34 protein-coding genes, 1 tRNA gene and 1 pseudogene are annotated in these 25,622 nt (G+C 71.5%); 16 read left to right on the forward strand and 20 right to left on the reverse strand.

Annotated features, from left to right (window positions below; genetic code table 11):
* Nucleotides 1–156: 156 nt before the first annotated feature.
* From ACWJ6R_RS03520 to ACWJ6R_RS03550, 7 genes are all read right to left on the reverse strand, one after another.
* Nucleotides 157–621, reverse strand: coding sequence for a hypothetical protein (locus ACWJ6R_RS03520; protein ID WP_449060800.1), 465 nt, complete (start codon nucleotides 619–621; stop codon nucleotides 157–159).
* Entirely contained in the window at nucleotides 618–1,151 is a 534-nt protein-coding gene (locus ACWJ6R_RS03525; protein WP_449060801.1) for a helix-turn-helix domain-containing protein, read from the reverse strand. Before ACWJ6R_RS03525 ends, ACWJ6R_RS03520 begins: the two co-directional genes overlap by 4 nt.
* An 87-nt stretch (nucleotides 1,152–1,238) precedes the next feature.
* Nucleotides 1,239–1,748 carry a M56 family metallopeptidase gene (locus ACWJ6R_RS03530; RefSeq protein ID WP_449060802.1) on the reverse strand — a complete coding sequence of 170 codons (510 nt, stop codon included), beginning with the start codon at nucleotides 1,746–1,748 and terminating at the stop codon, nucleotides 1,239–1,241.
* A 118-nt stretch (nucleotides 1,749–1,866) separates the two neighbouring features.
* Nucleotides 1,867–2,163, reverse strand: a complete 297-nt coding sequence (locus tag ACWJ6R_RS03535) for a hypothetical protein (protein ID WP_449060803.1) — start codon at nucleotides 2,161–2,163, stop codon at nucleotides 1,867–1,869.
* The gene (locus tag ACWJ6R_RS03540; RefSeq protein WP_449060804.1) at nucleotides 2,160–2,516 is read right to left on the reverse strand and encodes a BlaI/MecI/CopY family transcriptional regulator; all 357 of its coding nucleotides are present in this window, start codon (nucleotides 2,514–2,516) and stop codon (nucleotides 2,160–2,162) included. The genes ACWJ6R_RS03535 and ACWJ6R_RS03540 overlap by 4 nt, the downstream gene beginning before the upstream one ends.
* A gap of 36 nt (nucleotides 2,517–2,552) precedes the next feature.
* A complete protein-coding gene (locus ACWJ6R_RS03545; protein ID WP_449060805.1) occupies nucleotides 2,553–3,362 on the reverse strand; it encodes a class I SAM-dependent methyltransferase in 810 nt (269 codons plus the stop codon).
* Between the two features lie 3 nt (nucleotides 3,363–3,365).
* A complete protein-coding gene (locus tag ACWJ6R_RS03550; protein ID WP_449060806.1) occupies nucleotides 3,366–4,109 on the reverse strand; it encodes an SDR family NAD(P)-dependent oxidoreductase in 744 nt (247 codons plus the stop codon).
* A 154-nt stretch (nucleotides 4,110–4,263) separates the two neighbouring features.
* Between ACWJ6R_RS03550 and mshA the strand changes: the two genes are divergently transcribed.
* From mshA to ACWJ6R_RS03565, 3 genes are all read left to right on the forward strand, one after another.
* Nucleotides 4,264–5,505: a D-inositol-3-phosphate glycosyltransferase gene (gene mshA, locus ACWJ6R_RS03555; RefSeq protein ID WP_449060838.1), complete on the forward strand. Its 1,242-nt coding sequence runs from the start codon at nucleotides 4,264–4,266 to the stop codon at nucleotides 5,503–5,505.
* A gap of 140 nt (nucleotides 5,506–5,645) precedes the next feature.
* Nucleotides 5,646–6,125: a YbjN domain-containing protein gene (locus ACWJ6R_RS03560; protein WP_449060807.1), complete on the forward strand. Its 480-nt coding sequence runs from the start codon at nucleotides 5,646–5,648 to the stop codon at nucleotides 6,123–6,125.
* 97 nt (nucleotides 6,126–6,222) lie between these two features.
* The gene (locus ACWJ6R_RS03565; RefSeq protein ID WP_068896460.1) at nucleotides 6,223–6,966 is read left to right on the forward strand and encodes a phosphoglyceromutase; all 744 of its coding nucleotides are present in this window, start codon (nucleotides 6,223–6,225) and stop codon (nucleotides 6,964–6,966) included.
* 195 nt (nucleotides 6,967–7,161) lie between these two features.
* On the opposite strand, the gene phoU is transcribed toward ACWJ6R_RS03565, so the two are convergent.
* Nucleotides 7,162–7,824, reverse strand: a complete 663-nt coding sequence (gene phoU / locus ACWJ6R_RS03570; protein WP_449060808.1) for a phosphate signaling complex protein PhoU — start codon at nucleotides 7,822–7,824, stop codon at nucleotides 7,162–7,164.
* A gap of 158 nt (nucleotides 7,825–7,982) precedes the next feature.
* Here phoU and ACWJ6R_RS03575 point away from each other — a divergent pair, with 158 nt between their 5' ends.
* Entirely contained in the window at nucleotides 7,983–9,158 is a 1,176-nt protein-coding gene (locus ACWJ6R_RS03575) for a sensor histidine kinase (protein WP_449060839.1), read from the forward strand.
* Nucleotides 9,155–9,844 (forward strand): response regulator, encoded by a 690-nt coding sequence (locus tag ACWJ6R_RS03580; RefSeq protein ID WP_449060809.1) that lies wholly within the window; start codon nucleotides 9,155–9,157, stop codon nucleotides 9,842–9,844. The genes ACWJ6R_RS03575 and ACWJ6R_RS03580 overlap by 4 nt, the downstream gene beginning before the upstream one ends.
* Before the next feature lie 95 nt (nucleotides 9,845–9,939).
* On the opposite strand, the gene ACWJ6R_RS03585 is transcribed toward ACWJ6R_RS03580, so the two are convergent.
* Both ACWJ6R_RS03585 and ACWJ6R_RS03590 read right to left on the reverse strand, forming a co-directional pair.
* Nucleotides 9,940–10,104 (reverse strand): hypothetical protein, encoded by a 165-nt coding sequence (locus ACWJ6R_RS03585; protein WP_449060810.1) that lies wholly within the window; start codon nucleotides 10,102–10,104, stop codon nucleotides 9,940–9,942.
* Between the two features lie 32 nt (nucleotides 10,105–10,136).
* Nucleotides 10,137–10,526, reverse strand: a complete 390-nt coding sequence (locus ACWJ6R_RS03590) for a hypothetical protein (protein ID WP_449060811.1) — start codon at nucleotides 10,524–10,526, stop codon at nucleotides 10,137–10,139.
* A gap of 261 nt (nucleotides 10,527–10,787) precedes the next feature.
* Here ACWJ6R_RS03590 and ACWJ6R_RS03595 point away from each other — a divergent pair, with 261 nt between their 5' ends.
* From ACWJ6R_RS03595 to ACWJ6R_RS03610, 4 genes are all read left to right on the forward strand, one after another.
* Nucleotides 10,788–11,270: a CarD family transcriptional regulator gene (locus ACWJ6R_RS03595; protein WP_012887713.1), complete on the forward strand. Its 483-nt coding sequence runs from the start codon at nucleotides 10,788–10,790 to the stop codon at nucleotides 11,268–11,270.
* Nucleotides 11,271–11,287: 17 nt separating this feature from the next.
* Entirely contained in the window at nucleotides 11,288–11,767 is a 480-nt protein-coding gene (gene ispF, locus ACWJ6R_RS03600) for a 2-C-methyl-D-erythritol 2,4-cyclodiphosphate synthase (RefSeq protein ID WP_449060812.1), read from the forward strand.
* 177 nt (nucleotides 11,768–11,944) lie between these two features.
* Nucleotides 11,945–12,232 carry a GlsB/YeaQ/YmgE family stress response membrane protein gene (locus tag ACWJ6R_RS03605; RefSeq protein ID WP_449060813.1) on the forward strand — a complete coding sequence of 96 codons (288 nt, stop codon included), beginning with the start codon at nucleotides 11,945–11,947 and terminating at the stop codon, nucleotides 12,230–12,232.
* Between the two features lie 98 nt (nucleotides 12,233–12,330).
* Nucleotides 12,331–12,597 (forward strand): GlsB/YeaQ/YmgE family stress response membrane protein, encoded by a 267-nt coding sequence (locus tag ACWJ6R_RS03610; protein ID WP_068896465.1) that lies wholly within the window; start codon nucleotides 12,331–12,333, stop codon nucleotides 12,595–12,597.
* A gap of 246 nt (nucleotides 12,598–12,843) precedes the next feature.
* Here the strand turns inward: ACWJ6R_RS03610 and ACWJ6R_RS03615 are convergent, their stop codons facing one another.
* A complete protein-coding gene (locus ACWJ6R_RS03615; RefSeq protein ID WP_449060814.1) occupies nucleotides 12,844–14,256 on the reverse strand; it encodes a DUF2637 domain-containing protein in 1,413 nt (470 codons plus the stop codon).
* 182 nt (nucleotides 14,257–14,438) lie between these two features.
* Between ACWJ6R_RS03615 and cysS the strand changes: the two are divergent.
* From cysS to ACWJ6R_RS03635, 4 genes and pseudogenes are all read left to right on the forward strand, one after another.
* Nucleotides 14,439–15,835: pseudogene (gene cysS, locus ACWJ6R_RS03620) on the forward strand (cysteine--tRNA ligase).
* A 190-nt stretch (nucleotides 15,836–16,025) separates the two neighbouring features.
* Nucleotides 16,026–16,997, forward strand: a complete 972-nt coding sequence (gene rlmB, locus ACWJ6R_RS03625; protein ID WP_449060815.1) for a 23S rRNA (guanosine(2251)-2'-O)-methyltransferase RlmB — start codon at nucleotides 16,026–16,028, stop codon at nucleotides 16,995–16,997.
* Nucleotides 16,998–17,071: 74 nt separating this feature from the next.
* Nucleotides 17,072–17,144, forward strand: a tRNA-Thr gene (locus ACWJ6R_RS03630).
* A gap of 144 nt (nucleotides 17,145–17,288) precedes the next feature.
* The gene (locus ACWJ6R_RS03635; protein WP_449060816.1) at nucleotides 17,289–17,543 is read left to right on the forward strand and encodes a DUF2283 domain-containing protein; all 255 of its coding nucleotides are present in this window, start codon (nucleotides 17,289–17,291) and stop codon (nucleotides 17,541–17,543) included.
* On the opposite strand, the gene ACWJ6R_RS03640 is transcribed toward ACWJ6R_RS03635, so the two are convergent.
* The 8 genes from ACWJ6R_RS03640 to ACWJ6R_RS03675 form a co-directional block, all read right to left on the reverse strand.
* Entirely contained in the window at nucleotides 17,540–18,688 is a 1,149-nt protein-coding gene (locus tag ACWJ6R_RS03640; RefSeq protein ID WP_449060817.1) for a tyrosine-type recombinase/integrase, read from the reverse strand. The two genes, ACWJ6R_RS03635 and ACWJ6R_RS03640, sit on opposite strands and share 4 nt — an antisense overlap.
* Before the next feature lie 76 nt (nucleotides 18,689–18,764).
* Complete coding sequence (locus ACWJ6R_RS03645) at nucleotides 18,765–18,950, reverse strand: helix-turn-helix domain-containing protein (protein WP_449060818.1); 186 nt, start codon at nucleotides 18,948–18,950, stop codon at nucleotides 18,765–18,767.
* A complete protein-coding gene (locus ACWJ6R_RS03650) occupies nucleotides 18,947–20,299 on the reverse strand; it encodes a replication initiator (protein WP_449060840.1) in 1,353 nt (450 codons plus the stop codon). Before ACWJ6R_RS03650 ends, ACWJ6R_RS03645 begins: the two co-directional genes overlap by 4 nt.
* Before the next feature lie 136 nt (nucleotides 20,300–20,435).
* Nucleotides 20,436–20,585 (reverse strand): hypothetical protein, encoded by a 150-nt coding sequence (locus tag ACWJ6R_RS03655; protein ID WP_449060819.1) that lies wholly within the window; start codon nucleotides 20,583–20,585, stop codon nucleotides 20,436–20,438.
* Nucleotides 20,575–20,922 carry a hypothetical protein gene (locus tag ACWJ6R_RS03660; RefSeq protein ID WP_449060820.1) on the reverse strand — a complete coding sequence of 116 codons (348 nt, stop codon included), beginning with the start codon at nucleotides 20,920–20,922 and terminating at the stop codon, nucleotides 20,575–20,577. The genes ACWJ6R_RS03655 and ACWJ6R_RS03660 overlap by 11 nt, the downstream gene beginning before the upstream one ends.
* 17 nt (nucleotides 20,923–20,939) lie before the next feature.
* Entirely contained in the window at nucleotides 20,940–21,602 is a 663-nt protein-coding gene (locus ACWJ6R_RS03665) for a DUF2637 domain-containing protein (RefSeq protein ID WP_449060821.1), read from the reverse strand.
* Nucleotides 21,603–21,643: 41 nt separating this feature from the next.
* Nucleotides 21,644–23,008, reverse strand: coding sequence for an FtsK/SpoIIIE domain-containing protein (locus ACWJ6R_RS03670; protein ID WP_449060822.1), 1,365 nt, complete (start codon nucleotides 23,006–23,008; stop codon nucleotides 21,644–21,646).
* Nucleotides 23,001–23,342 (reverse strand): SCO3933 family regulatory protein, encoded by a 342-nt coding sequence (locus tag ACWJ6R_RS03675; protein WP_449060823.1) that lies wholly within the window; start codon nucleotides 23,340–23,342, stop codon nucleotides 23,001–23,003. The genes ACWJ6R_RS03670 and ACWJ6R_RS03675 overlap by 8 nt, the downstream gene beginning before the upstream one ends.
* Before the next feature lie 156 nt (nucleotides 23,343–23,498).
* On the opposite strand from ACWJ6R_RS03675, the gene ACWJ6R_RS03680 reads away from it, so the two are divergent.
* Nucleotides 23,499–23,834: a GntR family transcriptional regulator gene (locus ACWJ6R_RS03680; RefSeq protein ID WP_449060824.1), complete on the forward strand. Its 336-nt coding sequence runs from the start codon at nucleotides 23,499–23,501 to the stop codon at nucleotides 23,832–23,834.
* Nucleotides 23,835–24,011: 177 nt separating this feature from the next.
* On the opposite strand, the gene ACWJ6R_RS03685 is transcribed toward ACWJ6R_RS03680, so the two are convergent.
* On the reverse strand, nucleotides 24,012–24,227 hold the full coding sequence (locus ACWJ6R_RS03685) for a hypothetical protein (protein WP_449060825.1): 216 nt from the start codon (nucleotides 24,225–24,227) through the stop codon (nucleotides 24,012–24,014).
* Nucleotides 24,228–24,377: 150 nt separating this feature from the next.
* Between ACWJ6R_RS03685 and ACWJ6R_RS03690 the strand changes: the two genes are divergently transcribed.
* Together ACWJ6R_RS03690 and ACWJ6R_RS03695 are read left to right on the forward strand one after the other, a co-directional pair.
* Nucleotides 24,378–25,118, forward strand: coding sequence for an XRE family transcriptional regulator (locus ACWJ6R_RS03690; protein WP_449060826.1), 741 nt, complete (start codon nucleotides 24,378–24,380; stop codon nucleotides 25,116–25,118).
* A gap of 2 nt (nucleotides 25,119–25,120) precedes the next feature.
* Nucleotides 25,121–25,597 carry an NUDIX hydrolase gene (locus ACWJ6R_RS03695; RefSeq protein ID WP_449060827.1) on the forward strand — a complete coding sequence of 159 codons (477 nt, stop codon included), beginning with the start codon at nucleotides 25,121–25,123 and terminating at the stop codon, nucleotides 25,595–25,597.
* Nucleotides 25,598–25,622: the final 25 nt, after the last annotated feature.

Genomic DNA, 25,622 nt, shown 5'->3' on the forward strand with positions numbered 1-25,622 from the left:
TCGGCCCGGCCTCGCCGCCCGTCGCCCGGTCGCGGACGGCGAGGCCTGCCCCGGCCGCGGACGACAGGACCCGCCCCGGGCGGTGCCGGGGCGGGTCCTGCGCGGTCCCGTACGGGCCCTGCGCCGCGGACGGGGTCCCGCGGCCTCAGGTGCGGGTCAGGCCTTCACCGCGTTCTTCGGGGCGCGGGCGTTCTTCCTGGGGGCGGGGGAGGCGGCGATCGCGGGCTCGGCGCTGGAGGAGACCTCCTCCAGCTCCAGGGCGGCCTCGCCGCTCACCTTGGAGACGACCTTGCGTCCGCGGGTGGCGAACTCCTCGTAGAGCTCGGTCGCCTTGGCGGTCAGCTGGTCGGCGTAGTCGCGCGCCTTGACGGGCAGGTCCTTGGCGTAGCCCTCGGCCTTGCCGCCGAACTCCTTGGCGTAGCCCTCGGCCTTGCCCGCGATCTCCTTGGCCTTGACGGGCAGGTCCTTGGCGACCTCGCGGATCTCCTCGCGGCGGCTCTGCAGCCGCTGCACCTGCTCGGGCAGCTCGCGCAGCTTCTCCACCGCGAAGTCGCCGGCGCCGGCGACGGCGTAGAACGGCTTGGAGTCGGTGATCTTCTTGACCTCGGTGGCCAGAGTCATGAGTTACCCTTTCGTGGTTTCGGTTCGGTCGTGCCGTTCGCCGAGGACGCCGCGTAGGGCTTCAACGCGGCGGCGAACTCCTCGGGGAACGGCCCCTCGTCGCCCGGCGGGGAGACCGTGTCGCCGTTCTGGGGCTCCGGTGCGGGAGGCGCGCTCTTGGCGGTTCGCGCCTCCTCGTCCGGGGCCCCGGCCCGATTCTCCTTGCGGAACGACTCGTAGATGTCGATCAGCACCTGGCGTTGCCGCTCGGTGATGAGGGTGTCGGCCCGGATGGCGGTCAGCACGTCGCTGTCCGGCTCCCGGTCCTCGATGAGGCCGGCCTGGATGTACAGCGCCTGCGCGGAGATGTGCAGACCCTTGGCGATCTGGTTCAGGATCTCCGCGCTCGGCTTGCGCAGGCCCCGCTCGATCTGGCTGAGGTAGGGGTTGGAGACCCCCGCCGCGGCGGCCAGCTGGCGCAGGGAGATCTTCGCCTGCGTGCGCTGCTCGCGGATGTACTCGCCGATCGAGCCGACCTTGGGTAGTGCCATGCCTCAAGTCTGCCCCACGCTGCTTGCAATTGCAAACACGTTGGCTAACACCAGCAAGCGGTCAAATGTGCGTCAGCAGGGCCTCGATCAGTGCGGGACCAGCCAGAGCAGCGGTGCGGAGGCGGTCAACGTGACGGAGAACACCACGACGCCGTAGCGGATCCGGCGGGGGAGCCGGGGGCCGGGCGAGACCAGGCGCTGGACGCGGGCCATCACGGCGGAGGAGGGGCTCAGGGCGCCCAGCGCCCCGTGCGGGGTGGGCACGGCGCCGGCCGTGCCGAAGCGGAGCAGGGCGGTGGCCAGGCGGCGCGGCGAGCAGGAGCGCCGGGCGGCGTCGTCGGCGGCCATCTCCACCAGCAGGGCCACCTCGTGCTGGGCGTCCCGCGCGGTGCGGGACCAGGGCAGCGCCCGGCGCAGCGCGGCGAACGGGAGCAGGACCAGGTCGTGCCGCTCGCGCACGTGGGCGACCTCGTGCGCCAGCACGGCGTGCAGTTCGTCCGGGGAGAGCAGCTTCAGCGTGCCCTCGCTCACCACGACCTGGGAGCGCAGGCCGGGCACGCAGTAGGCGGCGGCGCCGGGGTGGTCGACCACGTGCACCCCGGGGACCCGGGGTCCTCGCGGGCGATGAGGGTCAGCAGCGTGCGGTGGCGGCGGCGGGCGCGGAACGTCTGCAGGCCGGCGGTCAGCAGCACCACGACCAGCACGGTGAACGCGGTCAGCCCGGCGATGAGGGCGAAGATCCTCGGCAGGTCGTACGGCCGCGCGGGCCGTACCCGCCCTCGACGGCCGAGACGGCGAAGGCGCCCAGGCCGTGCAGCACGCCCTGGCCGTAGGGCTCCAGGGCGTAGGCGAGCAGCGCCCCGGTGCCGGCCAGACCCCAGGTCACCCCCAGCGCCTGCCACAGGACGATGGCCACGTGCGGGGCGCGGTAGGTCCACCGCGCCCGGACCAGCCGCCAGGCTCCGACCGCGCAGACCGAGGCGAGGAACGCCAGGGCTGCCGCGGTGATCACTCGTCCTCCAGCTCCGTCAGGGCTCTGCGCAGGATCTCGGCTTCGGATCCGGAGACGGCCTGGGCGAAACGGGTGAGGGCGGCCGACCGGTCTCCGGTCATGTCGAGCGCCTCCAGCATAAGCTCCGCGACGTAGGCGTCGCGGCTCGCCGCGGCAGCGTAGCGCCACGCGCGCCCGTCCCGGGTGCGGATCAGGAAGCCCTTGCGGGTCAGCCGGTCGAGCACGGTCATCACCGTCGTGGGCGCGAGGTCCCGCTCCTCGATGAGGCGCCCCACCTCGCGGGCCGTCACCGGGGACGGCTGCGCCCAGATGATGTCCATGATGCTGCGTTCAAGCTCACCGAGACCCTTCACACGGACAAGCCTAACCCCGCACCACCTCGGGTAGTACTACGGGTTGTCGAGCGGGGCGACGGCCGTCCACGGCACGGTGACCTCGCCGAGCCGCCAGCGGGACCGGCCGCCGAGCGGGGGGTGCGGGAGGACCGGCCAGGCGGCGGAGAGCGCCTCCACCGAGGCGATCCAGCGCTGGCGCGCGCCGTACGGTGCCAGTGGGGCGCTGACCGCCCAGGCGCGGTCGAAGTCCCGCAGGAAGGCGTGGACCGGCTCGCCCGGCACGTTGCGGTGGATGAGCGTCTTGGGCAGGCGCTCGGCCAGGTCCGAGGGGCGGTCGAAGGCGTCGAACCGGGCCGACAGGGTCAGCGTCCGGGGTCCGGCGGCGTCCAGGGCGACCCAGGCGGCGCGGTGCCCGACCTCCGAGCAGGTCCCCTCGACGATCATCCCGCCCGGGTCGATCCCGGATCTGAGCAGATCCCAGTGCTCCCAGGCCTCCGCCTCGCCGTACTGCCGCAGCACGTTGAAGGCCCGCACCAGCAGCGGGGGCCGGTCCACCGGCAGCTCGAAGCCGCCCAGCCGGAACTCGAGGCCCGGTCGCTCGTACGGCCGGGCGGCGGCCACCCGGGCCGGGTCGATCTCGATCCCGGTGACCTCGACGTCCGGGCGGACCCGGCGCAGCCGCAGGAACAGCTCCAGCGTCGTGGTGTGCGAGGCCCCGTAGCCGAGGTCCACGACCAGCGGCCGGTCGGCGGAGCGGAGCATCGGGCCGCAGACCGCGGCGATCCAGCGGTCGGACCGCCGCAGCCGGTTATGGCCGGTCGTGCCGCGGGTGATCGCGCCGACCGGCCTCCTCGGGCGCGCCACCGGTCAGGGGGAGACGCGGTGGATCTTGTGCTGCGCGGCCTGCGCGCGCGGGCGGATGACCAGCCGGTCGATGTTCACGTTCCACGGGCGGGTGACGCACCAGGCGACGGCGTCGGCGACGTCGTCGGCCGAGAGCGGGCCGGGCACGCCCTCGTAGACCTTCTCGGCCCGCTCGGCGTCGCCGCGGAAGCGGGTCAGCGAGAACTCCTCGGTGTGGACCATGCCGGGGGCGATCTCGACGACCCGGACCGGCTCGCCGCACAGCTCCAGCCGGAGCACCCCGGTCATCGAGGTCTGCGCGTGCTTGGCCGCGTTGTAGCCGCCGCCGCCCTCGTAGGAGACCAGCCCCGCCACCGAGGTCAGCATCACCAGCACGCCGTCGCCGGAGGCGATCAGCTTCGGCAGCAGGGCCTGGGTGACCCGGAGCGAGCCGAGCACGTTGACGTCGTACATCCGCTGCCAGTCGGACGGGTCCCCGGAGGCCGCCGGCTCCAGGCCGATCGCGCCCCCGGCGTTGTTGACCAGCACGTCGCAGCGGTCCAGGGAGGCGGCCAGCTCCGCCACCGACTCCGGCGAGGTCACGTCCAGGGTCGCCGGGCGGATCCCCGGGACCTCGGCGGCCAGCCCGTCCAGCCGGTCCCGGCGGCGGGCCGCCGCCACCACGTCGAAGCCCTCCCGGGCCAGCCGGCGGGCCGTCGCCGCGCCGATGCCGCTGCTGGCCCCCGTCACCACAGCCGTCTTCTTCATGGGCAGCCATCCTGCCAGCACCGCCGGACACCGTCCCGTGCGCCCCGGCATGTCAGGAGATCACGGGAATGCCGGGAAGATATGTGCGGTTATATCCGTCTCGGAGGTGGTGTCGGTGAGGCGACGACGGGTCAACCGGGTCGCGACGATCAGCATGCACACGTCCCCCCTGGACCAGCCGGGGACCGGGGACGCGGGCGGGATGAACGTCTACATCGTGGAGGCGGCCAAGCGCCTGGCCGAGCTGGACGTCGAGGTGGAGATCTTCACCCGGCAGACGGCCCGGGACCTGCCGCCGGTCGCCGAGATCGTCCCCGGTGTCTCGGTCAGGCACGTCACCGCGGGGCCGTACGAGGAGCTCGACAAGGGCGACCTGCCCGGCCAGCTCTGCGCCTTCCTGTCCGGGGTGCTGCGCACCGAGGCGATGTACGACCCGGGCCGCTACGACGTCATCCACTCCCACTACTGGCTCTCCGGCCAGGTGGGCTGGCTGGCCAAGGAGCGCTGGGGCGTGCCGCTGGTGCACACCATGCACACCATGGCGAAGGTCAAGAACCTCCTGCTCGCCGAGGACGACCGGCCCGAGCCCACGGCCAGGGTGCTGGGCGAGGAGCAGGTCGTCGACGTCGCCGACCGCCTGGTGGCCAACACGCCGACCGAGGCCCGCGAACTCGTCGAGCTGTACGGCGCCGCCCCCGGCCGCGTCGAGGTCGTCAACCCCGGCGTGAACCTCACCGTCTTCCGGCCCGGCTCCCGCGGCGCGGCCCGCCGCCGGCTGGGCGTCCCGCGCGACGCCCTCATGCTGCTGTTCGTGGGCCGGGTGCAGCCCCTCAAGGCCCCGGACGTGCTGCTGCGCGCCGCGGCCCGGATGCTCGCCGACGACCCCTCGCTCCGGTCGCGGCTCGTCGTCGCCTGCGTCGGCGGACCCAGCGGCAACGGCCTGGCCCGTCCCTCCCACCTGACCGACCTGGCCGCGCGGCTCGGCATCTCGGACGTGGTCCGGATCGTGCCCCCCGCCCCCCAGCACGAGCTGGCCGACTGGTACCGCGCCGCCGACGTGACCGTCGTGCCCTCGCACAGCGAGTCGTTCGGCCTGGTCGCGCTGGAGTCCCAGGCGTGCGGCACCCCGGTCGCCGCGGCCTCCGTGGGCGGGCTGCGCACCGCCGTGCGCGACGGGGTGTCGGGCGTGCTCGTCGAGGGACACGACCCGCACGACTGGGCCCAGGTCCTCGGCCGGTTCGTGCGCCTGCCGGCCTGGCGTGACGAGCTGTCCGCGGGCGCGGTCGCCCAGGCCGCCGCCTTCGGCTGGTCGGCGACCGCGGCCCGGCTCGCGGAGGTCTACGCCGGAGCCATGGCGCACCTGCACCGCGCCCCGGTGGCGGTGCCCTGCTCATAGCACGGGCCGGGTTCCGGTCGCGGTGCTCCGCTCGCGGCACGGGACCCGTCCCGGTGGCGGCGCTGCTCATGGCACGGGCCGGGTTCCGGTGGCGGCGCCCTGCTCGTGGGACGAGCCGGCGCGCTCGTAGGGTGGGGTCCATGCGCGAAGTGATCGAGACGGCGCTCAAGGGCGCCGAGGTCTCCTTCGAGGAGCCCCGGCCGGGCGCCTTCCTGGTGAGGCTGCCCGGCCAGCACAAGCTCGCCACCATGACCTGGCTGATCGTCGGCGCCCAGGCGCTGCACGTCGAGGCGTTCTTCTGCCGCCAGCCCGACGAGAACCACACCGAGTTCTACCGCTGGCTGCTCACCAAGAACGGCTCCATGTACGGCGTGCACTTCGCCCTCGACCCGGTCGGCGACGTCTACCTGGTGGGGCGGATCGCCCTGCCGGCGGTGTCGGAGGAGGAGATCGACCGGCTGCTCGGCTGCGTGCTCACCTACTCCGACGAGGGCTTCGACCGCGCGCTGGAGCTGGGCTTCGCCTCCTCCATCCGCAAGGAGTGGGAGTGGCGGGCCAAGCGGGGGGAGTCCCTGGCCAACCTGCAGGCGTTCGCCCGGTTCGCCGACCCGGACCGCTGAGGCGGCCGACGCGGGCGGTGCGGGGCGCGGCCGGGGTCCGGCCGTCCCGGCCGGTGCGGCGGGCCGGTGATCCACGGCTCTGACTAAGCTTGGCGGCATGGCGACTTTGGTGCTGCTGCGGCATGGCGAGAGTGAGTGGAACGCCAAGGGTCTGTTCACCGGCTGGGTGGACGCGGGACTCTCGGCCAAGGGCGAGGAGGAGGCACGGCGCGGCGGGCGCCTGCTGCTGGAGGCCGGAGTGCGGCCCGACGTGGTGCACACCTCGCTGCTGAGCCGGGCGATCCAGACGGCGAACCTCGCACTCGGCGCCGCCGACCTGCTCTGGCTGCCCGTCACCCGGTCGTGGCGGCTCAACGAGCGCCACTACGGCGCGCTGCAGGGCAAGAACAAGGCGCAGACGCGTGAGGAGTTCGGCGACGAGCAGTTCATGCTCTGGCGCCGGTCCTACGACGTCCCCCCGCCGCCGATCGCCGACGACGACGAGTACTCCCAGGCCGGTGACGCCCGCTACGCGCTCCTGCCCGGCGAGCTGATGCCGCGGACCGAGTGCCTCAAGGACGTCGTCGAGCGCATGCTGCCGTACTGGTACGACCAGATCGTGCCGGACCTGGCGGCGGGCCGGACCGTCCTGGTGGTGGCGCACGGCAACTCGCTCCGCGCCCTGGTCAAGCACCTGGACGGGATCGGCGACGACGAGATCGCCGGACTCAACATCCCCACCGGCATCCCGCTCCGCTACGAGCTGGACGCCGACTTCCGGCCGCTCGCCAAGGGCGGTCTCTACCTCGACCCGGACGCGGCCGAGGCCGCCATCCAGGCCGTGGCCAACCAGGGCAGGTGAGGCGGCGTCCCGGGCCCCGCGCCCGGGACGACCGGTGACGCGGTGACGTGAAAAGAGGCCCGCTCGTCCGAGCGGGCCCCTTTCGTCGCCGTGGCCTCCGTGCTGTCCGCGTTCTCCGCGTTCTCTGTGTGCTCGTGTTCTCCGTGTTCTCTGCGGCCCGCGTGTCCTCCGGGTCGGGCGGGCGCCGCCCCGGGGTCAGCCGGTGACGGTGATCTCGTGGGGACGGGAACCGGTGACCAGGTAGACGACGTCGCGCGCGACGCGGACCGCGTGGTCGGCGTAGCGCTCGTAGTAGCGGCCGATCAGCGTCACGTCGATCGCCGGTTCGACCCCGTGCTGCCAGGTGGGCTTCATGAGGGTCTTGAACAGCCTGCGGTGCAGCCGGTCCATGGCGTCGTCGTCGTGCTCCAGCTCCAGCGCCGACTCCACGTCGCGCGAGGCGATGCAGCCGCCGGTCTTGGTGACCAGGCGCTCGGCGATCTGGCCCATCTCCAGGATGGTCGCGCGCAGCTCCGGCGGGATCGCCGAGTCCGGGTGGCGCAGCCGCGCGACCTTGGCCACGTGCTGGGCCAGGTCGCCCATCCGCTCCAGGTCGGTGCCCATGCGCAGGGCCGTGATGACCATCCGCAGATCCATGGCCACCGGCTGCTGCCGGGCCATCAGGTCGAAGATCGTCGCTTCGATCTCCGCGAAGAGCCGGTCGACCTCCGCGTCCTGGGAGATGACGGTCTCGGCGAGCTGGAGGTCGGAGTCGAGCAGGGCGGTGGTGGCCCGGGAGATCGCCGACCGCACCAGCCGGGTCATCTCGACCAGCCTGTCGGTGAGGGAGTCGAGTTCTTCGTGGTAGGCGTCGCGCATGGTCTCACCGTACGGGCGCGTCCGTGAACGAACCCCGACCGGCGGGTGAACTTTGCGGGAAGGAGGGCGGCCGCGGCCTCCCTGGCCGTCCTGGCGGGGAAGGGACGCGCCTACCATCGGGGACGTGAAGCGGACAGGAGGACCACGTGAGTGAGCTTATGGCGAGCCTGGCCGTGCTGGCCGGGTTCGTCGTGGGGGCGCTGGCCGTGATGGCCGTCAGCCCGGTCATGGCGCGGCAGCGGGCGGTGGCGCCGATCGAGGACCTCCAGCCCGGCGGACTGCCCCAGGGCGTCGCCTCCGTGCTGGCGGTCCTGCCGTCCTCGGCGGTCGTGCTCGACCGCCAGGACCGGGTGCTGCGGGCCAGCTCCGCCGCCCGGGCCTTCGGCCTGGTCAAGGGGGACCGCCTGATGGCGGCCGAACTGCTCGCGCTGGCCAGGCAGGTGCGCAGGGACGGCGAGATCCGCGAGAGCGAGATCGAGGTGGCGGGGCACAGGTTCGGCCAGGAGGCGACGAACTTCGCGGTCCGCGTCGCCCCGCTCGGTCCCTACGGCCAGGTGCTGGTGCTCGCCGAGGACCAGACCGAGCACCACCGCGTCGAGGCGGTGCGCCGCGACTTCGTGGCCAACGTCAGCCACGAGCTGAAGACGCCGGTCGGCGCGCTGAGCCTGCTGGCCGAGACCATCCAGGACGCCGCCGACGACCCCGAGGCGGTCACCCGCTTCGCCGGGCGCATGCAGCACGAGGCCGCCCGCCTCACCTACCTCGTCCAGGACCTCATCACGCTCTCCCGGATCCAGGGCGCCGAGCCCGTCCCGACGCCCTGCCCCGTCCCGATCGACGAGGCCGTGCACGACGCCATCGACCGCTGCAACACCACCGCGGCGGCCAAGGACATCACCCTGGTGGCCGGTGGAGCCGAGGGCCTGCAGATCTGGGGTGACGAGGAGCTCCTGGTCACCGCGCTGCGCAACCTCATCGACAACGCCGTGGCCTACAGCCCCGAGCACACCCGGGTCGTGGTCAGCGCCCGGCCGGCGGGCGACTCCGTCGAGATCAGCGTGAGCGACCAGGGCATCGGCATCCCGGAGAGCGCCCAGGAGCGGATCTTCGAGCGGTTCTTCCGGGTCGACACCGCCCGCTCGCGCGCCACCGGCGGCACCGGCCTCGGACTCGCCATCGTCAAGCACGTCGCCGCCGCCCACAACGGCACGATCACGGTCTGGAGCAAGGAGGGCTCCGGTTCCACGTTCACCCTCCGCCTGCCCGCCTTCGGCGGCATGGCGGTCCCCGCGACACCCGGTACCACCACCATCCCCCTGGAGGCCTCGCAGTGACCCGCGTGCTCATCGTCGAGGACGAGGAGTCGTTCTCCGACGCCCTGTCCTACATGCTCCGCAAGGAGGGGTTCGAGGTCGCCGTGGCGGCCACCGGCCCCGAGGCGCTGGAGACCTTCGACCGGGGCGGAGCCGACCTGGTCCTGCTCGACCTGATGCTCCCCGGCCTGCCCGGCACCGAGGTCTGCCGGTCCCTGCGGCAGCGCTCCAACGTCCCGGTCATCATGCTGACCGCCAAGGACAGCGAGATCGACAAGGTCGTCGGGCTGGAGCTGGGCGCCGACGACTACGTGACCAAGCCGTTCTCCTCCCGCGAGCTGGTGGCCCGCATCCGCGCGGTGCTGCGCCGCCAGGGCGACATGGAGGAGCCGGAGGCGTCGGTGCTCACCGTCGGGCCGGTGCGGATGGACGTGGACCGGCACGTCGTCGCCGTCCGGGGCGAGGCGGTCCAGCTCCCGCTGAAGGAGTTCGAGCTGCTGGAGGTGCTGCTGCGCAACGCCGGCCTGGTGCTCACCAGGGGCCAGCTCATCGACCGGGTCTGGGGTACCGACTACGTGGGCGACACCAAGACCCTGGACGTCCACGTCAAGCGCCTGCGGGCCAAGGTGGAGGCCGACCCCTCCAGTCCGCGCTGCATCCTCACCGTGCGCGGCCTGGGCTACAAGTTCGACCCCGTGGAGGACTGACCCGCGGGGCCCTGCGCCCGCACACGACGTCGAGGGGTACGGCTCGCGATCCGTACCCCTCGACGCGCGGTGCGCCGGTGGCCGGGCTCAGCGGCTCAGTGGTCGCCCTCGCCGTGCTCGGCGGTGGCGGACGGGGTCGGAGTCGGGGTCGGGGCGGCGGAGGCGCCCTGCGCGGGCGGCAGGGTCGCGAACTCGCGGCTCCGGGTGACCACGGGGATCCGCAGCGGGACGATGCCGGCCTTCTCGAACTGCAGCTGCACCTGGATCTCCTCGCCGCCCTTGAGCGGCTTCTTCAGCTGCTCGATGACGATCGAGGGCGTGGGCCTGCCGACGACGGCGGCCTGCTTGCCCCGGCCGGGAGCGGGACGGGCGCGGGGACCTTGGCGGTGCCGAGCGCGGGGTCCACGCCCACGCCGACGAGCTGGTCCGGCTGGCCGGTGGTGTTGACCATGTACAGGTAGAGCGGGGTGCTGGCGCCGGCCGGCAGCGTCCCGCCGGAGTCCGGGCCGAGGAGGAACGCCTGGGTGATGTCCAGCCCCTTGACCCGGACACTCGTGGCCTCGGTCGGCGCGTAGGGCTGGGTGGTGATCGCGTCGAATCCGGCGCCGCAGCCGGCCAGCGCCGGAGCGGCTGCGAGGAACGCGGCGGCGGCGATCGCCCGGTGACGGCTGTTGCGGGTCACGGTGCGGGTTCTCCTTGTCACACTAGAGATAGGGCAGCGCCAACCTTATCCGTCCGCTTTCCCGGGTTTTCCGGCGGCCTGGTGGATCGCGGGCATCGGGGGCGTGCAGGTCATGAGTGCTTTTCCAACCCTTGATTCACAGAGTCGGACGCTTGTCAAGGCTTAAAACGCGGCTTTGACCTGCAGTTATGGTGATTTCACTGTTCCGGGAGCCTGTGGATACGTGGTACTCTGGAGTACAGCGGAAGGGGTACTTGTCACATGACTTTCCAGGTCGGCGACACTGTCGTCTACCCCCACCACGGGGCTGCTCGGATCGAGGCGATCACGACTCGGACCATCAAGGGCGAAGAAAGGACCTACCTGGTTCTGAAGGTCGACAAGGGCGACCTCACCGTCCAGGTTCCAGCCGACAACGCCGAGCTCGTCGGAGTTCGGGACGTCGTCGGGCAGGAGGGTCTCGAGCGCGTCTTCGACGTGCTCCGCATGCCTCACACCGAGGAGCCCACCAACTGGTCCCGCCGCTACAAGGCCAACCTCGAGAAGCTGGCGTCCGGCGACGTCAACAAGGTGGCCGAGGTCGTCCGTGACCTGTGGCGCCGGGACAAGGAGCGCGGGCTCTCCGCAGGGGAGAAGCGCATGCTCGCCAAGGCGCGGCAGATCCTGGTCAGCGAGCTGGCGCTCGCGGAGAAGACCAACGAGGACAAGGCCGAGGCCCTGCTGGACGAGGTTCTCAACTCCTGAACACGACATTTCCACGGGTGGGCGTCGGGGTCGACGTCCACCCGTTCGCATCCGGGCGCGAGCTGCACCTCGCGGGTCTGCACTGGCCGGGCGAGACGGGCCTGGCCGGGCACTCCGACGGTGACGCCGCGGCTCACGCCGCCTGCGACGCGCTGCTGTCCGCGGCGGGTCTCGGCGATCTCGGCGGCCTCTTCGGCACCTCCGATCCCCGATGGGCCGGCGCCTCCGGCGTCTCCCTGCTGGAGGAGACGGCCAGGCAGGTCCGGGCCGCGGGGTTCGAGATCGGCAACGTGGCCGTCCAGGTGGTCGGGAACCGTCCCAAGCTGGCGCCGCGCCGCGTCGAGGCCGAGAAGGCCCTCAGCGCGGCCGTGGGCGCGCCGGTGAGCGTCAGCGCCACCACGACCGACGGGCTGGGGCTCACGGGCCGTGGCGAGGGAGTGGCGGCGATCGCCACCGCGATCGTGGTGAACCTGAACGGCGGGTCGCACGTCCTGTAATGCGGAGCGCGTGAGCGTTCGTCGCGTTCCGGCGGGTGGCGCGGAAAAACCCTCCGGAACCCCTGTGGGGCGGCCCGTTTCCTGGCGCGGTACGGGTCGCCTCTTTTTCTTCGGATAATCACGTATGTCCTGGGTACGCCTCCAATGACCGTGTCCCGTCACAGGGGGGAGCTGGACATGCTTTGGTCGATCATCAGCGCCATCGTGATCGGAGCCATCGTGGGCGCGCTGGCGCGTCTCATCATTCCGGGCAGGCAGGGCATCAGCATGGCGCTGACGCTCATCGTGGGCATCGCCGCCGCGCTCATCGGAACGCTCATCGCAGGCGCGCTGGGCATCGCCAACACCCGGGGAATCGACTGGTGGGAGCACATCCTCCAGCTCGCTCTGGCGGTGGTGGGAGTTCTGCTCGTCACGCAGATGCGCCCGGGGAAGACCCACCCGGGAGGAACCAGCCGGCCCTAGATCCGGCAGGAATTTTATATTTCCAGGAGTAATCCTGGAGTACGGGGTAGCCCTCTTTCCGTGAGAGTGAAGGTCTCACCCTCACGGGGAGGTTGATTATGACTATCGCATCCATTCTCGGGGCCATCGTCATCGGCGCCGTCATCGGCGCAATCGGTCGTCTCCTGCTTCCTGGCCGTCAGGCGATCGGATGGGTCCTGACCATTGTCGTCGGTATCGTCGCCGCACTGATCGGTACCGCGATCGCCCAGTCGCTGGGCGTCGCCACCACCGACGGCATCGACTGGATCGAGCTCGTCATGCAGGTCGTCCTGGCCGTCGTCGGTGTCGGCCTGGTCGCGGGGCTCCGCCGCTCCAGGGTCTGACAGCCGAGTGCACCTTCCCGGTGACCCGGCCGTCGTCCGGGCGGGCACCGTCCGCTCCGGAGACGCTCGCGGCGGCAGGCTCGATGTCCTGGCTCCGCGCAGTGACCCGCGCAGTGACCCGCGCAGAGACCCGCGCAGTGACCCGCCCGGCGCCCACAGGGCGCGCCGGGCGGGTCTCGGTCGTCTTCGAGGCCGGCTCCCTCCAAGGGCCCCGGAGCCGGCCTCGGAACCGCCGGTCGAGGCGGTTCATCCCTCCGGAGGGACGGGGGTGCTGCGCATGCGGCCCGAGGGCGGCGCCGCGATCTCGTCCTCCTGAGGGTCGGCGGCCTCGGCGCCGTGCGCCGGATCAGGGTCGGGATCGAGGTCAGGATCGAGGTCAGGATCGAGGTCAGGATCAGGATCGGGGTCTGAGGAACCGCCGTCCATCACGCGCATCGGCTGGGTGTCGGCATCGCGGTCGGCGGGACCGCCGGCCGTCGTGGAGGACGCCTCCGGCCGGAGACCCGCATCGGGGTCCCCCGTCTCATGCGACAGGGCTTCCTCGTGCGGCACGGCGGTCCAGGTCTCCACGCGCTCTCCGGCCCGGCCGCCCTCGGCTCCCCGGTCCCGTACGGCACCGCGTTCCGGATCCCGTACGGTGCCGCGTTCCGGGTCCTGTACGGCGGTCCGGGGAGGGTGCACGAGCAGGTCGCCCGGATGCGGACGGACCAGGTCGCCCCAGCGCACCGGCTTGTCCCGGGTGACGGGAGCCGGCTCCGGAGCCGCAGGGGCGGTCGTCTCCGGTCCGGGCGCCGGGGAAGATCCCCCGGGAGCGTCCGCGGGCTCCTCCTCCGGACGCTCCGGATCCGCCGCACGGCCTCGGTCTCCGCCGCGCTCACCTTCCCGGCGGTCCTCCACGGGGCCCGGCCCGGGCAGTTCGTCCACCTCCGGCGTCTCCGGTGCGGGCGTGGGTCCGACCACGGGCTCGGTGGACAGGTCGTGGAGCGGAACCGGGTCCAGAGGCGCGGACTCCAGGGGCGGGGCGGCCTGCGGGTCGAGTGCGGTCTCCACCGCGGGATGCTGGACCGGGCGGGAAGGACGGTCCGCGGCCTCCGGTTCGGTCTCGGGGAACGGCACGATGTCGTGCTCCCGTTCCGGGCCCGCCCGCCGGTCGTCCAGGGCGGCCCGCCGTACGTGGGCGTGCTTGATCAATACGAGCCAGAGCCACAGGGCCACGGCCAGCATCACCCAGGGCGCGACGGCGACCACGATGGCCGCCCGCCGTACGTCCAATGTCGCTCCGACGGCCCTGACCACCTCGGCGGCGACCACGGCGGCGAGCAGCAGGACCAGGGCGGACCCGGCCTGCAGGCGGGTCGGCCAGCGGGCGCCGCGCAGCAGCAGCACACCGATCATGGCGATGACCAGGAGCGCGTCGAAACCCGCCGGGTAGAGGTAGGCCAGGTCGGCGCGGGCCCCTCCGGTGACGGCCAGGGCGCGCAGGGTCTCGAAGGACAGCACGCACGCCGTACCGGTCAGCGCGGCGACGCCGATCCCGGTGAGCGCGACGCCCGCGTGGCGCAGGGCTACGGCGGCCCGGCCGGGGGAGGCCGGAGCGGCGGACAGGGCAGAGGACGGGCGGGAGAGGGGACCTGCCGCCGCGGGGGATTTCACGTCCATGGCCCTTCGACCCTACCGCGATCATGCCGTCGCACCCCAGGCCTTCGGAGCAGGCCGAACCGTGTTCTTCCTGGTCCGCGGAGGCCGGATGTCCCGAATCGCACCGAGAGGGTCGGCGCGGCCGTGATTTCAACGTCGCGTAACCCGGCCTGCCGGGTGGAGGAAGGCGTTAGCCTTTTCTCGTGAGCCTGCGCCTTTACGACACCAGCACACGCACGGTCCGCGAATTCGTTCCGGTGGAGCCGGCCGGGCGTCGATCTACCTGTGTGGCGCCACCGTGCAGGCCCCACCGCACATCGGCCACATCCGGTCCGGCGTCAACTTCGACGTGCTCCGCCGCTGGATGACCCGGTCCGGATACGACGTCACCTTCTGCCGGAACGTCACGGACATCGACGACAAGATCATCCGGGTCGCCGCCGAGGAGGGCGTGCCCTGGTTCGTGGTCGCCGAACGCAACCAGCGCGCCTTCACCTGGGCCTACCAGGTGCTCGGCTGCCTGCCGCCGACCGTCGAGCCGCGCGCCACCGGCCATGTCCCCGAGATGATCGAGCTCATGGAGCGGCTGATCGCCGCGGGCCACGCCTACGCCGCCGACGGGGACGTCTACTTCGACGTGGTCTCCTACGCCGACCGGTACGGCTCGCTCTCCAACCAGAGGCTGGAGAACATGCGGGCGGCCGGTGACACCGACACCGACTCCTGTAAGCGCGACCCGCGCGACTTCGCCCTGTGGAAGGGGGAGAAGCCCGGCGAGCCGACCTGGCCGACCCCGTGGGGCCGGGGCCGTCCCGGCTGGCACCTCGAGTGCTCGGCGATGGCCACGAAGTACCTCGGGGGGACCTTCGACATCCACGGCGGCGGCGTCGACCTGATCTTCCCGCACCACGAGAACGAGCTGACCCAGTCACAGGCCGCGGGGGACGGCTTCGCCCGCTACTGGATGCACAACGGCATGCTCAAGATCGGCGCGGAGAAGATGAGCAAATCGCTCGGGAACTCCCTGCTGATCCCTGACATCACCAAGAAGGTCCGGCCGGTCGAGCTCCGCTACTACCTGGCCGCGCCGCACTACCGCTCGGCGATCGACTACTCCGAGGAGGCGCTGTTCGAGGCCGCCGCGGCCTACCAGCGCATCGAGGGCTTCGTCACCCGCGCCGCCGAGGTGATCCACGACGTGGACGCCGACGCCCCGCTGCCCCAGGCGTTCACCGACGCGCTCGACGACGACCTGGGCACGCCGCAGGCGCTGGCCGTGGTGCACGAGGTGGTCAGGGAGGGCAACGTGGCCCTGGCGAACGGGAACAAGGAGCAGGTGGCCCGGCTGCTGGCCGAGACGCAGAACATGCTCGACGTGCTCGGCCTCGACCCGCGCTCGGAGCAGTGGCGCTCCTCGGGCGGCGACTCCGGCCTGCGCGCGACCGTGGACGCCCTGGTCGCCGTGGCGCTGGAGCAGCGGCAGGCGGCCCGCGTCCGCAAGGACTTCGCCGCGGCCGACGCCATCCGCGACGGGCTGGCCCAGGCGGGCGTCGCCGTGGAGGACACCCCGCAGGGCCCTCGCTGGGAGCTGTTGCGGTAGGACCCGGACGCGTCCGTGACGTGATCCCGGGGCGGGGTCCTGGGAGCGGGACCCGGCCCCTGGACCGTCTCCGTGTCTCCTCCGTGCGGTCTCCGCGCCGTCTGCTTGCCGTCTCCGCGCCGTCTCTGAGGGCGCTTCGGCGGTCGGTGGGCGGCGCGGGCTCGGTGGGGCAGGCCGTACGCTAGGGACCATGGCTGGTGGGGGTAGAGGGTCCGGGCGACCCGCGAAGAAGAAGAGTCCGACCAAGGGCACGGGCGGCAACGTCCGCCGTGGCCTGGAGGGCAGGGGCGCGACCCCGCCGGCGCACATGCGGCACTGGTACAAGGACAAGGCGCGCACGGAGCGGATCGAGCGCGAGGAGAAGACCGGCAGGTCCTCCTCGCAGCGTCCCGCCCCGGCCCGCACCCGGCGCAGCGAGGACGCGCCGGAGTACATCGGCGGCCGCAACCCGGTCCTGGAGGCGCTCCGGGCGGGAGTGCCCGCGAGCGCGCTCTACATCGCGCAGCGCATCGACAACGACGACCGGGTCAAGGAGTCGGTGCGGATCGCCGCCGACCGGGGCATCCCGATGCTGGAGGCCGGCCGGGAGAAGCTGGACCGGCTGACCGAGGGCGGCGTGCACCAGGGCGTGGCCCTGCAGATCCCCGCTTACGAGTACGCCCACCCCGAGGACCTGGTCCACGCGGCCCAGGACGCCGCCGAGGTGCCGCTGATCGTGGCCCTCGACAGCGTCACCGACCCGCGCAACCTCGGCGCCATCGCCCGTTCGGCCACCGCCTTCGGCGCCCACGGCCTGGTCGTGCCCTCCCGCCGCTCGGCGGGAGTGACCGCCGGAGCGTGGAAGACCTCGGCGGGCACGCTGGCCAACATGACCGTGGCCCGCGCCGCCAACCTCACCGCGACCCTGCGGGACTACCGCGAGGCGGGTCTGTTCGTGATCGGCCTGGACGGCGAGGGCACGGTCGACGTCGGCGACGCCAACCTGCTCGACGGTCCCCTGGTCGTGGTCGTCGGCTCGGAGGGCAAGGGCCTGTCCCGCCTGGTCCGGGAGGCCTGCGACCTGGTCGTCCGCATCCCCATGAGCGGCGCGGCCGAGTCCCTCAACGCGGGCGTCGCCGCCGGCATCGCCCTGTACGAGGTGGCCCGCCACCGCAAGCGGTAGATTCCGCCCGCGGTTCGCATCCCTTCCTCAGTGACGTCAGGGGCTCAGGCCGACTACACTCGTCAGGCGACCATGCCGACGTAGCTCAATCGGCAGAGCATCTGTCTTGTAAACAGAAGGTCAGGGGTTCGATTCCCCTCGTCGGCTCGTAAGAGAAAGGCCCCTGAACAGGCGATACGCCGTCAGGGGCCTTCTGCTTGCCGGGGTGATATCGCGATCTTGCTAACGCCTCTGCTAACAACGGTAGATCGTTAGGAGATATCGGCCGTTCTCGCTAGAGGAGATTTGTTGATGCTGGAGGAGCATCCCGGCACATGGACCTACGATCCTGAAGCCGAGGCCGCGTACGTCTACCTTCACGGTCCGATCCCGCCGGGTGGTGTGGCGGAGACGGTCACCGTGGACGCGATGGTGAATCTGGACCTCGACGATAGCGGCAAGGTCATTGGAATTGAGATCATCGCCGCATGGCCTGATGCGGAAGCCTCGGACATGGCTGAAGGCTCCCCTGGTAAAGGAGAGCCTTCAGTAGGTGGACAGGGCTAATCCAAACGCTTTACGGCGTCAGCGAAGACGTCGGCGGCCGTCGCCGCCTGCTCGTGGATCACATGGGCGTAGACCCGGAGCGTGATCGCCGGATCGGCGTGGCCGAGCCGGGCCGCCACGACGTGAACCGGGACGCCCGCCAGCAGGAGCGTGGTCGCGTGGATGTGGCGGAGATCGTGGAGCCGGGCGGGAGGAAGCGGCGTCTCCGGTTGCGCGTCGTTGTGCGCCTTGATCAGCTTGGGCATCAGCGAACTCACCGTGTCGGGATAGACCGGCTCACCCCAGCCGGTGGTGAACACGTAGTCGTCCGTCCCCTTCCAGCTCTGGCCCAGCTTCTCGCGGTCGGTCTGCTGCTGCTCACGGTGTCGCTGGAGGATCTCAGCCGTCCCGGCGTCGATGCTCACCACGCGGGACCGGCCGCTCTTGGTCGTGCCCTCCACCCGCTCACCCCCGATCACGGCGGTCGTCCCCGTGATCCGGATCTGCGGCGCGTCCAGGTCGACCTCTGACCATCGCAGGTTGAGCAGCTCTCCGCGGCGAGCGCCCGTGTAGGCGGCCAACCGGAAGAACGCCGACAGGCGATGCTCGCCGGCCACGTCGAGGAACCCCCGGAGCTGGGCGGGTGTCCATACGAGCCCGGCCTCTACCGCGTGGACGCGGGGAAGCTTCGCACGGGCGGCCGGGTTGCTCGGAAGGATCTCGTCAACGGTGACCGCGTCGCCGAGAGCCTTACGGAGCACCGTGTGAACGTGCTTGACGGTGTTGGGGGAGAGTGGACGGCCCTTCCGCCCGCCTCCTGCCAACAACTCCCGGTAGAACTTCGTGAGGGTCGCCGGGCGAAGCGCCTGGAGCCGTAGCTTGCCGATCTGGGGCGTGATGTAGAGCCGGATCATCACCCGGTAGCCGTTGAGCGTGCGCGGCTTGATTTCGATGGCGTGGCCCTCGATCCACTCGGCGAGGTATTCGGCGACCGTGACCGCGTTCCGGTCGATGTACTCACCCCGCCGGGCGCTCACCCGAGCCTCGTCACGGGCGGCCTTGGCGTCGTCCTCGGTGGCGAAGCCGCCCACCCAGCGGGGTTTGCTCTCGCCGGTCTCGGGGTCCTTAACCCGGATCACGTAGGACCAGGTGGTCCCGCGCTTCATGACCCCGTCACGGAGCTTGGGCGCGCCTTCTTGCGCGGCTTGTCGTCAGGGTCGGGAGTGCCGACGAGCGTCTTCGTCATGCCGCACTCTCCTGGGCGGTCAGGCGGGCGATGTAGTCGTGAAGGGCAGAGACGGGGACCCGCCGGGAGCCGTCGACGCGGATCGAGACGACCGCGCCGGAGGCGATGAGCTGATAGAGCTTGCTCCGGGAGATCGCCAGCGCGGCGGCGGCTTCGGGAACGGTGAGCAGGAGCGGTGTCATGAGCCGCCCCCGGAGGCGTCGGCCGGACCGGGCAACGGGATCCCGGTCAGCGCGGCGGCGAGGAGGGCGTCACCGGGGGTCAGGCCCTTGCCCGCGTACTCCCATTCGGCGACGACGAGCACGGAGTCCTCATCGAAGAGGGGCAGCCGCCCGGTGCTGATCTCGTTCTCGCGGACGAAGGTCTCCCGGTCGGCGCGGATGTCCCCGAGGGTCGTGGAGTAGTGCCGGGAGCGGGTGGAGAAGTGGCCGCGGAAGCCGAGCATGTGCGCCCACTGGGTCAGCCGCAGGTCCGCCAGGCCGTCGAGGACGCCCAGGCGGAAGCACTCGGCGATGAGCCGACGGGCGTGCTCGCGCAGGGGCAGGGCCGCCAGGTCGTCGAGAGGGCTGATGCGCCGGTCCAGGGTGCCGACGCACTCGGCGGCCTTGGTGGCGTACTTGGCGATGTAGCCGGCCACCGCCTGTTCGGTCAGCTCCCCGCCCATGGTGATCGGGCGGATGTCGAGCTGAGCGCCCCAGCGCAGCACCCGGGCGGGCTCGTCGGCGACGGCCGGGACGGGCACGGAGACGACCGAGGCGGCGTGCCGTACGGCGTCTGCCAGGGCATCGGCCGTGGCCCAGGCCGGAGGAGGGGAGGTAGGACCGTCGGGGCCGTCGAGGCGGATCACGGCGTGGAAGTGGACGACGCCGCGCCGCTGGTACTCGGCGACCTTGGCGAAGGCGATCGTGAGCCGTCCCCGGAGCTCCCGCAAGGTCAGACCGTTGAGCTTGGCGACGCGGCGGCGCAGGGCGTCGGTGAAGTACCGCCAGAGCTGGGAGGCGAGGGCGTTGAACAGGACCGAGCCCGCGTAGTCGTAGCAGTCCGGGCAGAGCGGTTCGCCGAGCCGGGAGTCATCGGCCGAGTGGCGGGCGGTGCAGGACATGACGCGCCCGTGCGGGCACGTCTCGGCGTCGCGCCGGGCGTGGCAGGGCAGGACCTTGCCGTTCTTCTCTCGGCGGGTGTGGACGGTTCCGAAGGACGGGGCGGTGAGGGTGACGAACAGGCACGGGTGAGCGGCGACGGTCTCGGGGACGCCCTTGCCGCCGGTCAGGCCCGCGCGGATCAGTTGGTAGGTGTCGGCGCGGTAGACCTCGGCGCAGGCCGGGCAGCGCGAGGCGCGGCGGGTCTTGCACGGGACGCGAAGAACGCCGCCCGGTTCGGTGCGGGTGGTGTAGCGGTGGAGCAGTTCGCCGGTGGCCCGGTCGATGTGGTCGACCTTGCCGCGCAGGTGGATCGGCTGTCGGCAACCGCCGGTGGCGCGGATCTGGGCCGCCCATCGGGCGTAGTCGGGATCGTGCAGGCGGGTGATCATGCCGCGGATCGCGTGCGGGTTGAGCGCGGGTGCGGGCAAGATGGAGACCTCCTTTCACTCGTTGGGTGGAAGGGGACGGCCCCCGACCTGGCAGGCGTCTTGGCGGATGTACGGCCAGGCCGGGGGCGCCGACGGCTCAGCCGAAGCCGAGGCCGTCGCACAGGCGGCAGGTGCCGCCGAGGGAGTCGAGACCGGTGCCGCCGCAGTCGCAGCAGCGCCAGCGCTGAGGCGCAAGCGGTCGACGGTCGGACGGGACGGTCGTCTCTTCGCTGATCTCAGGTGACATCGGCGGCATCCGGGACGACGCAGCCGGAGTAGCTGGCCAGGGCCGCATAGCGGGCGCGCGGGGCGGCCAGGATCGCGAGTGCCTCATAGCTGACCGGGCCGAAGGTCAGGCGCGCCTTGTGGTGGCCGTGTGCCATGTCGTCGAGGTCAGGTGCGGTGCCGAGGAGCGCGGCGATCCGGTCGATCTCGGCGATCATCTCGGCGTCGGTGCCCCGGGCGGGGAAGTGCAGGACGGTCACGCCGTGGGGCGGGACAGGGACGGCAGGATTGGCCTCCAGGAAGGCGGCCAGATCGCGCAGGCCCTCGATCACGGCGGGTCGGTGGTCGGTGTCGGTCATCGCGGGTGTCTCCTTTCTCATCGGACGGTCTGCGGTACGGCGTGCAGGGTGCGCAGCAGGTCGGCGGCGAGCTGGTCGGAGACGCCCAGGCGGGCGCGCAGCAGCTCGGGCGTGATGGGTGCGCCGTGCTGGGTGTGGTGTTCGTCGGCGACACGGCGGGCGAAGGTGACCAGGGCCGGGGACGGGCCGGCCGCGGACTCGGAGTCGTCTGGATCGGCCGGGGTGAGCTCGGGCATCGGTGACGTCGGGACGGGTGCGGCCGAGGCGGTGACCGTCACCGGGGCCGGGGCGGGACGGGAGACGGCGGCGCGGCGTTCCAGCATCGAGACCGCGATGAGGAACGCCCCGGCGGGCGTGGCGGCGACCAGCCAGCCCCACACTGAGGGTTCGGCCTGGTGGAGGTTGGCGGCCAGGGACAGCACGACCCCGCCGGCCAGCACCAGTGTCGGCCAGGAGACCGGCCCGGAGCGCTGGCGGCCGGTTGTGGCGTCGCGCTGGCGCTCGCGGGCGGCCATGACACAGGTCAGGTCGACGCAGACGGCCACGGCCCAGGCCATCCAACCCGTCTGCCCGTGCTCGCTGGCGGTGTCGTGGATGTGGGTGAACGATCCGGCACCCGCGATGGCGGCCAGGACGAGGACCGGCCCGGAGTCGAGCAGCCAGCAGGCAAGGCGTCGCATCGTGTCCCCCCTTTCTGATCAGGTCAGGTCGGTTCGGCGGTTCAGGCGTCGATGAGTTCGTTCAGGTCGGCCTCGGTGATCTGTGCGCCGCGGGTGCCGGAGGTGATCTCCTCCCACGCGGGGGTGAGGTCGGCGTACATGCGGGCGGCGTGTTCGGCCGCGTGCTCGGAGACGTAGAAGGAGCGCGCCCGGTACCACTGGCCGTCCTGGCCGGCCACGATCGCCACCCCGGGCGTCTCGGCGGGGATCGCGCGGGCGGAGACCAGGGCAGCCGGGTCGAGGTCACCGAGGGTCATGGTCGCGGTCTCCGGGTCGTTGACCCGGTGACAGATCCGCCCGGAGCACTGGGCGCGCAGCGCGGTGACGCCGGGGCCGAGGTCGGAGCCGATGCGCTGGCCGCAGCAGAACAGGTAGATGCCGAAGGCCCGCCCGAGCTGCGCGACCCGCAGCAGCGCGGTGGAGGTCTTGGCGATCTCGTCTTTCTCGCTCTTGTCGGCCATCAGGTACAGCTCGGCCAGCTCGTCGACCAGGACCACGACCGGCACCGGCCGCACGCCGGGCGGAAGCTGCCAGATATTGCGCGCCCCGGCTTGGCGGCACAGGCCCATCCGGTCGGCCATCAGACTCACGAGGTCATCCAGCAGCCCGACGCATTCGGTCCGGGATGTGGCCAGCGCCGACAGCCGGGGTGCGTACGGGGTGAACTCCACGCCGCCCTTGAGGTCGAAGCCGACCAGCGCGACCGGCTGCGGAGCCAGCCCGACGATGAGCGCGTTGGCGAGGTTCGACTTCCCGGACTGCGTCGCCCCGGCGTTGAGCCAGTGCGGCACGGTGCGGAAGTCGATCTCCCACGGCTTGCCGGTCTCCAGCCGCCCCACGGTGACCTTCAGCAGCTCCGACGAAGGCGGAATCTCATCGACCCGCACCAGCGGATCCCGCATGGTCGCGGCCAGCACGACCCGGCCGGGCCGGGGCGAGGAGACCCGGACGGCGTGCACCCGCCAGGAGTGCGCGAGCCGTTCCGCTGCCTGGGCGTAGTCCTCCGGGATCTGGCCCTCCAGCAGGTGGACCGTCACCTGCCAGCCGTACCGGGTGGGCCGGGGCAACCACATCCACGGCTTGGTGTCGACCGCGATGCGCTGGAAGCGGCGACGGACCTTGACCATGCCGGTGGAGGCGACCGCGTTGGGGACCAGGGTGAACCACCAGCGGTGACGCTTCTTGGTCAGGCCGCAGCCAAGGGCGACCTTGCGCCAGGTGGCGCGGACGCTGACGGCCATGAGCGGATAGCCGACCACCAGCCAGAAGGACCGGTAGTGCCAGCGCCGCCAGGCCCACAGGCCGGCCACCGCAACGGCCAGGACCACGAAGACGTCGAGGAGTCTCAGCAGCAGGTCATCACGCAAGGGCGCTCACCTCCGCCGGGACGATCGAGGCGGCCCGGTAGCTGATGCCCCACCGCACTTCGCCGTTGCGGGTCTGCTCCCACACGAAGCCGACCAGGTCGACCGGGTGCACGGGCATGCCGAGGGTGACGGGCGGCTCTCCGGAGGTGTTGACGCGGATCAGCTCGATGCGGCCGGCGCCGTTGATGGCCGACAGGGCGACCTCGTAGAGGGGGGTGCCGTTCTTGTCGGTCTTGATCTCGCCGGTGTCCTTGTTGAGCAGCCGCGGGCGGGGTGCGGCGACGCAGACGAACTGCAGCTTGGTCGTGTCGACCGGGATCGGGATGTTGCGCATGGCGGGTGACCTCCTTATTCGTCGTGGTCAACATAGTTAACCTAGTTGGCTGGGTTGTCAATGTTCTCAAGGTTGGCTTGGTTCCGCGGCTGTGCTGAACTAGGGAAGACGTGTTGTTCGAAACTTCGGACAGACGACGCGGCGGAAGAGGGACGGATGGTCAAGCACACCGGGCGGCCCGGCTACTTGCAGATCGCCGACGATCTGCGGGAGCAGATCCGTGGCGGTGCTCTCGCGCTCGGTGCCCCGCTGCCGTCCACCGCCCAGTTGGCCGAGCGGTACGGCGCCTCGCTGAGCGTGGTGAAGATGGCCGTCGGCATCCTGAGGAACGAGGGCCTGGTCGTCGGCCAGCAGGGCAAGGGCGTGTTCGTCCGCGAGGACGCCGCGCCGGCCCCGCCGCCCGCCGACGAGATCACCGAGATCCGCCTCACGCTGCGCGAGTTGTCGGAGCGACTCGCGAAGGTCGAAGCGGAGCTGTCCGACCGTAGGTAGTGCTCTCGCCCCGGACGTGGCAGCCGGTCACCCGGCGAGCCAGGCCCGCCGCGCGGCTCGGAGGCGTCGCGGCCAGGTGCATGCGCCGGTCCTCCTGGCGCATGCCGACCATGACGAGCACGTAGCCGACGAACACGGCCGCCCCGAGCACGAGGCCGATGATCAGCGGGATCGCGGTCACGTCCAGATCACTCCCGCCTCGGCGAAGTCCTGCGGGCGACCGGCCGGCCGACGGGTCTCGCCGCGCCGTCTGCCCGCCTTGCGCCGCCTGGCCGTACGGCGCAGCCAGCGCGCCAGCGCGTGGCACTTGCGGCAGAGCGTCTGCCCCTCCTCCAGGGCCGCGCCGCAGATGCAGACCGGTCCGTCGTCCAGCGGGAATGTCAGGTCGATCATGGCTTGTTCTCCTTTCGCCGATTCCGTGTGGTGCGGTGTGACACGAGAATCCGGTGAAAGGGCGGGACGAGATCACTACAGGACGGGACATGTTCAGGACGTCCGGTCTACGATTGCCAGGTCCCTGGACGTCCCCCCTGGTCAGGTGAAATGCCGAACGAGCGACTGCGCGCGGCCCTTCTGGAACGAGGGGCGACGGTGGCCGAGTTAGCCGAGTCAATTCAGGTCGACCCGAAAACGGTGGAGCGGTGGATCACTAAAGATCGCACGCCGTACCGAAAGCACCGTTATGCAGTGGCTTCGTTCCTGCGGATGGACGAGGCGTACCTGTGGCCGGAGGCGCTGACGCCCGAGCAGGCCGCGGCCGTGTCGGAGAGCGAGATCGTCACGGTCTACCCGCACCGCTGGGCCGTCCCCCGGGACGCCTGGGGACGTCTGTTCTCGGCGGCCAAGCAGGAGATCGGCGTGCTCGTCTACAGCGGCCTGTTCGTGGCCGAGGACTCCGGCATCGTGCGCCTGTTCGCCGACAAGGCCAAGGCCGGAGCGCGTGTGCGCATCCTGCTCGGCGATCCCGACTGCGCCGAGGTCGCCCAGCGCGGCGAGGACGAGGGCATCGACGACGGCATGGCCGCCAAGATCCGCAACGTGATGGTGCTGTACCGACCGCTCCGGCAGGTCGAGGGCGTCGAGATCCGGCTTCACCGCACGGTGCTCTACAACTCCATCTACCGCGGAGACGATCAGCTTCTCGTCAACACCCACGTGTACGGCCAGCCCGCCGCCAACGCACCCGTCTTCCATCTACGCAAGGTGGCCGGCGGCGACATGGTCTCCACCTACACCGGCAGTTTCGAAGCCGTCTGGGCCAACGCCGCCCCCATAGACTCCTGATCATGGCCCGCCGCATCGACTTCTACGACGACCCCGCCGCACCCGCGCCCAACAGCCTCGTGCCGTCGGTCAACGTCGTGGTCACCAACGACGCGGGCGAGATCCTGATGATCCGCCGCAGCGACAACGACAACTGGGCCGTGCCCGGCGGCGCGATCGATCTGGGCGAGTCCCTGCCCGAGGCAGCGATCCGGGAGACGCTGGAGGAGACCGGCGTCCGGTGCGAGATCACCGGGATCGTCGGCACCTACACCGATCCGAAGCACGTCATCCTCTACACCTCCGACGGCGAGGCCCGGCAGGAGTTCTCCATCGTGCTCACGGGCCGCGCCGTCGGAGGCGAGCCGACGCCGAGCGACGAGTCCCGCGAAGTGCGATGGGTGCCGCACCAGGAGGTCGAGACGCTGACGATGGACCGGTCAATGCGCTTGCGGATCGGCCACTTCCTGGCCGGCCAGACGGCGCCCTACATCGGGTGAACCACCGCCCGGATACGGCTGCGAA

The sequence above is a fragment of the Planomonospora algeriensis genome, from assembly GCF_977012225.1.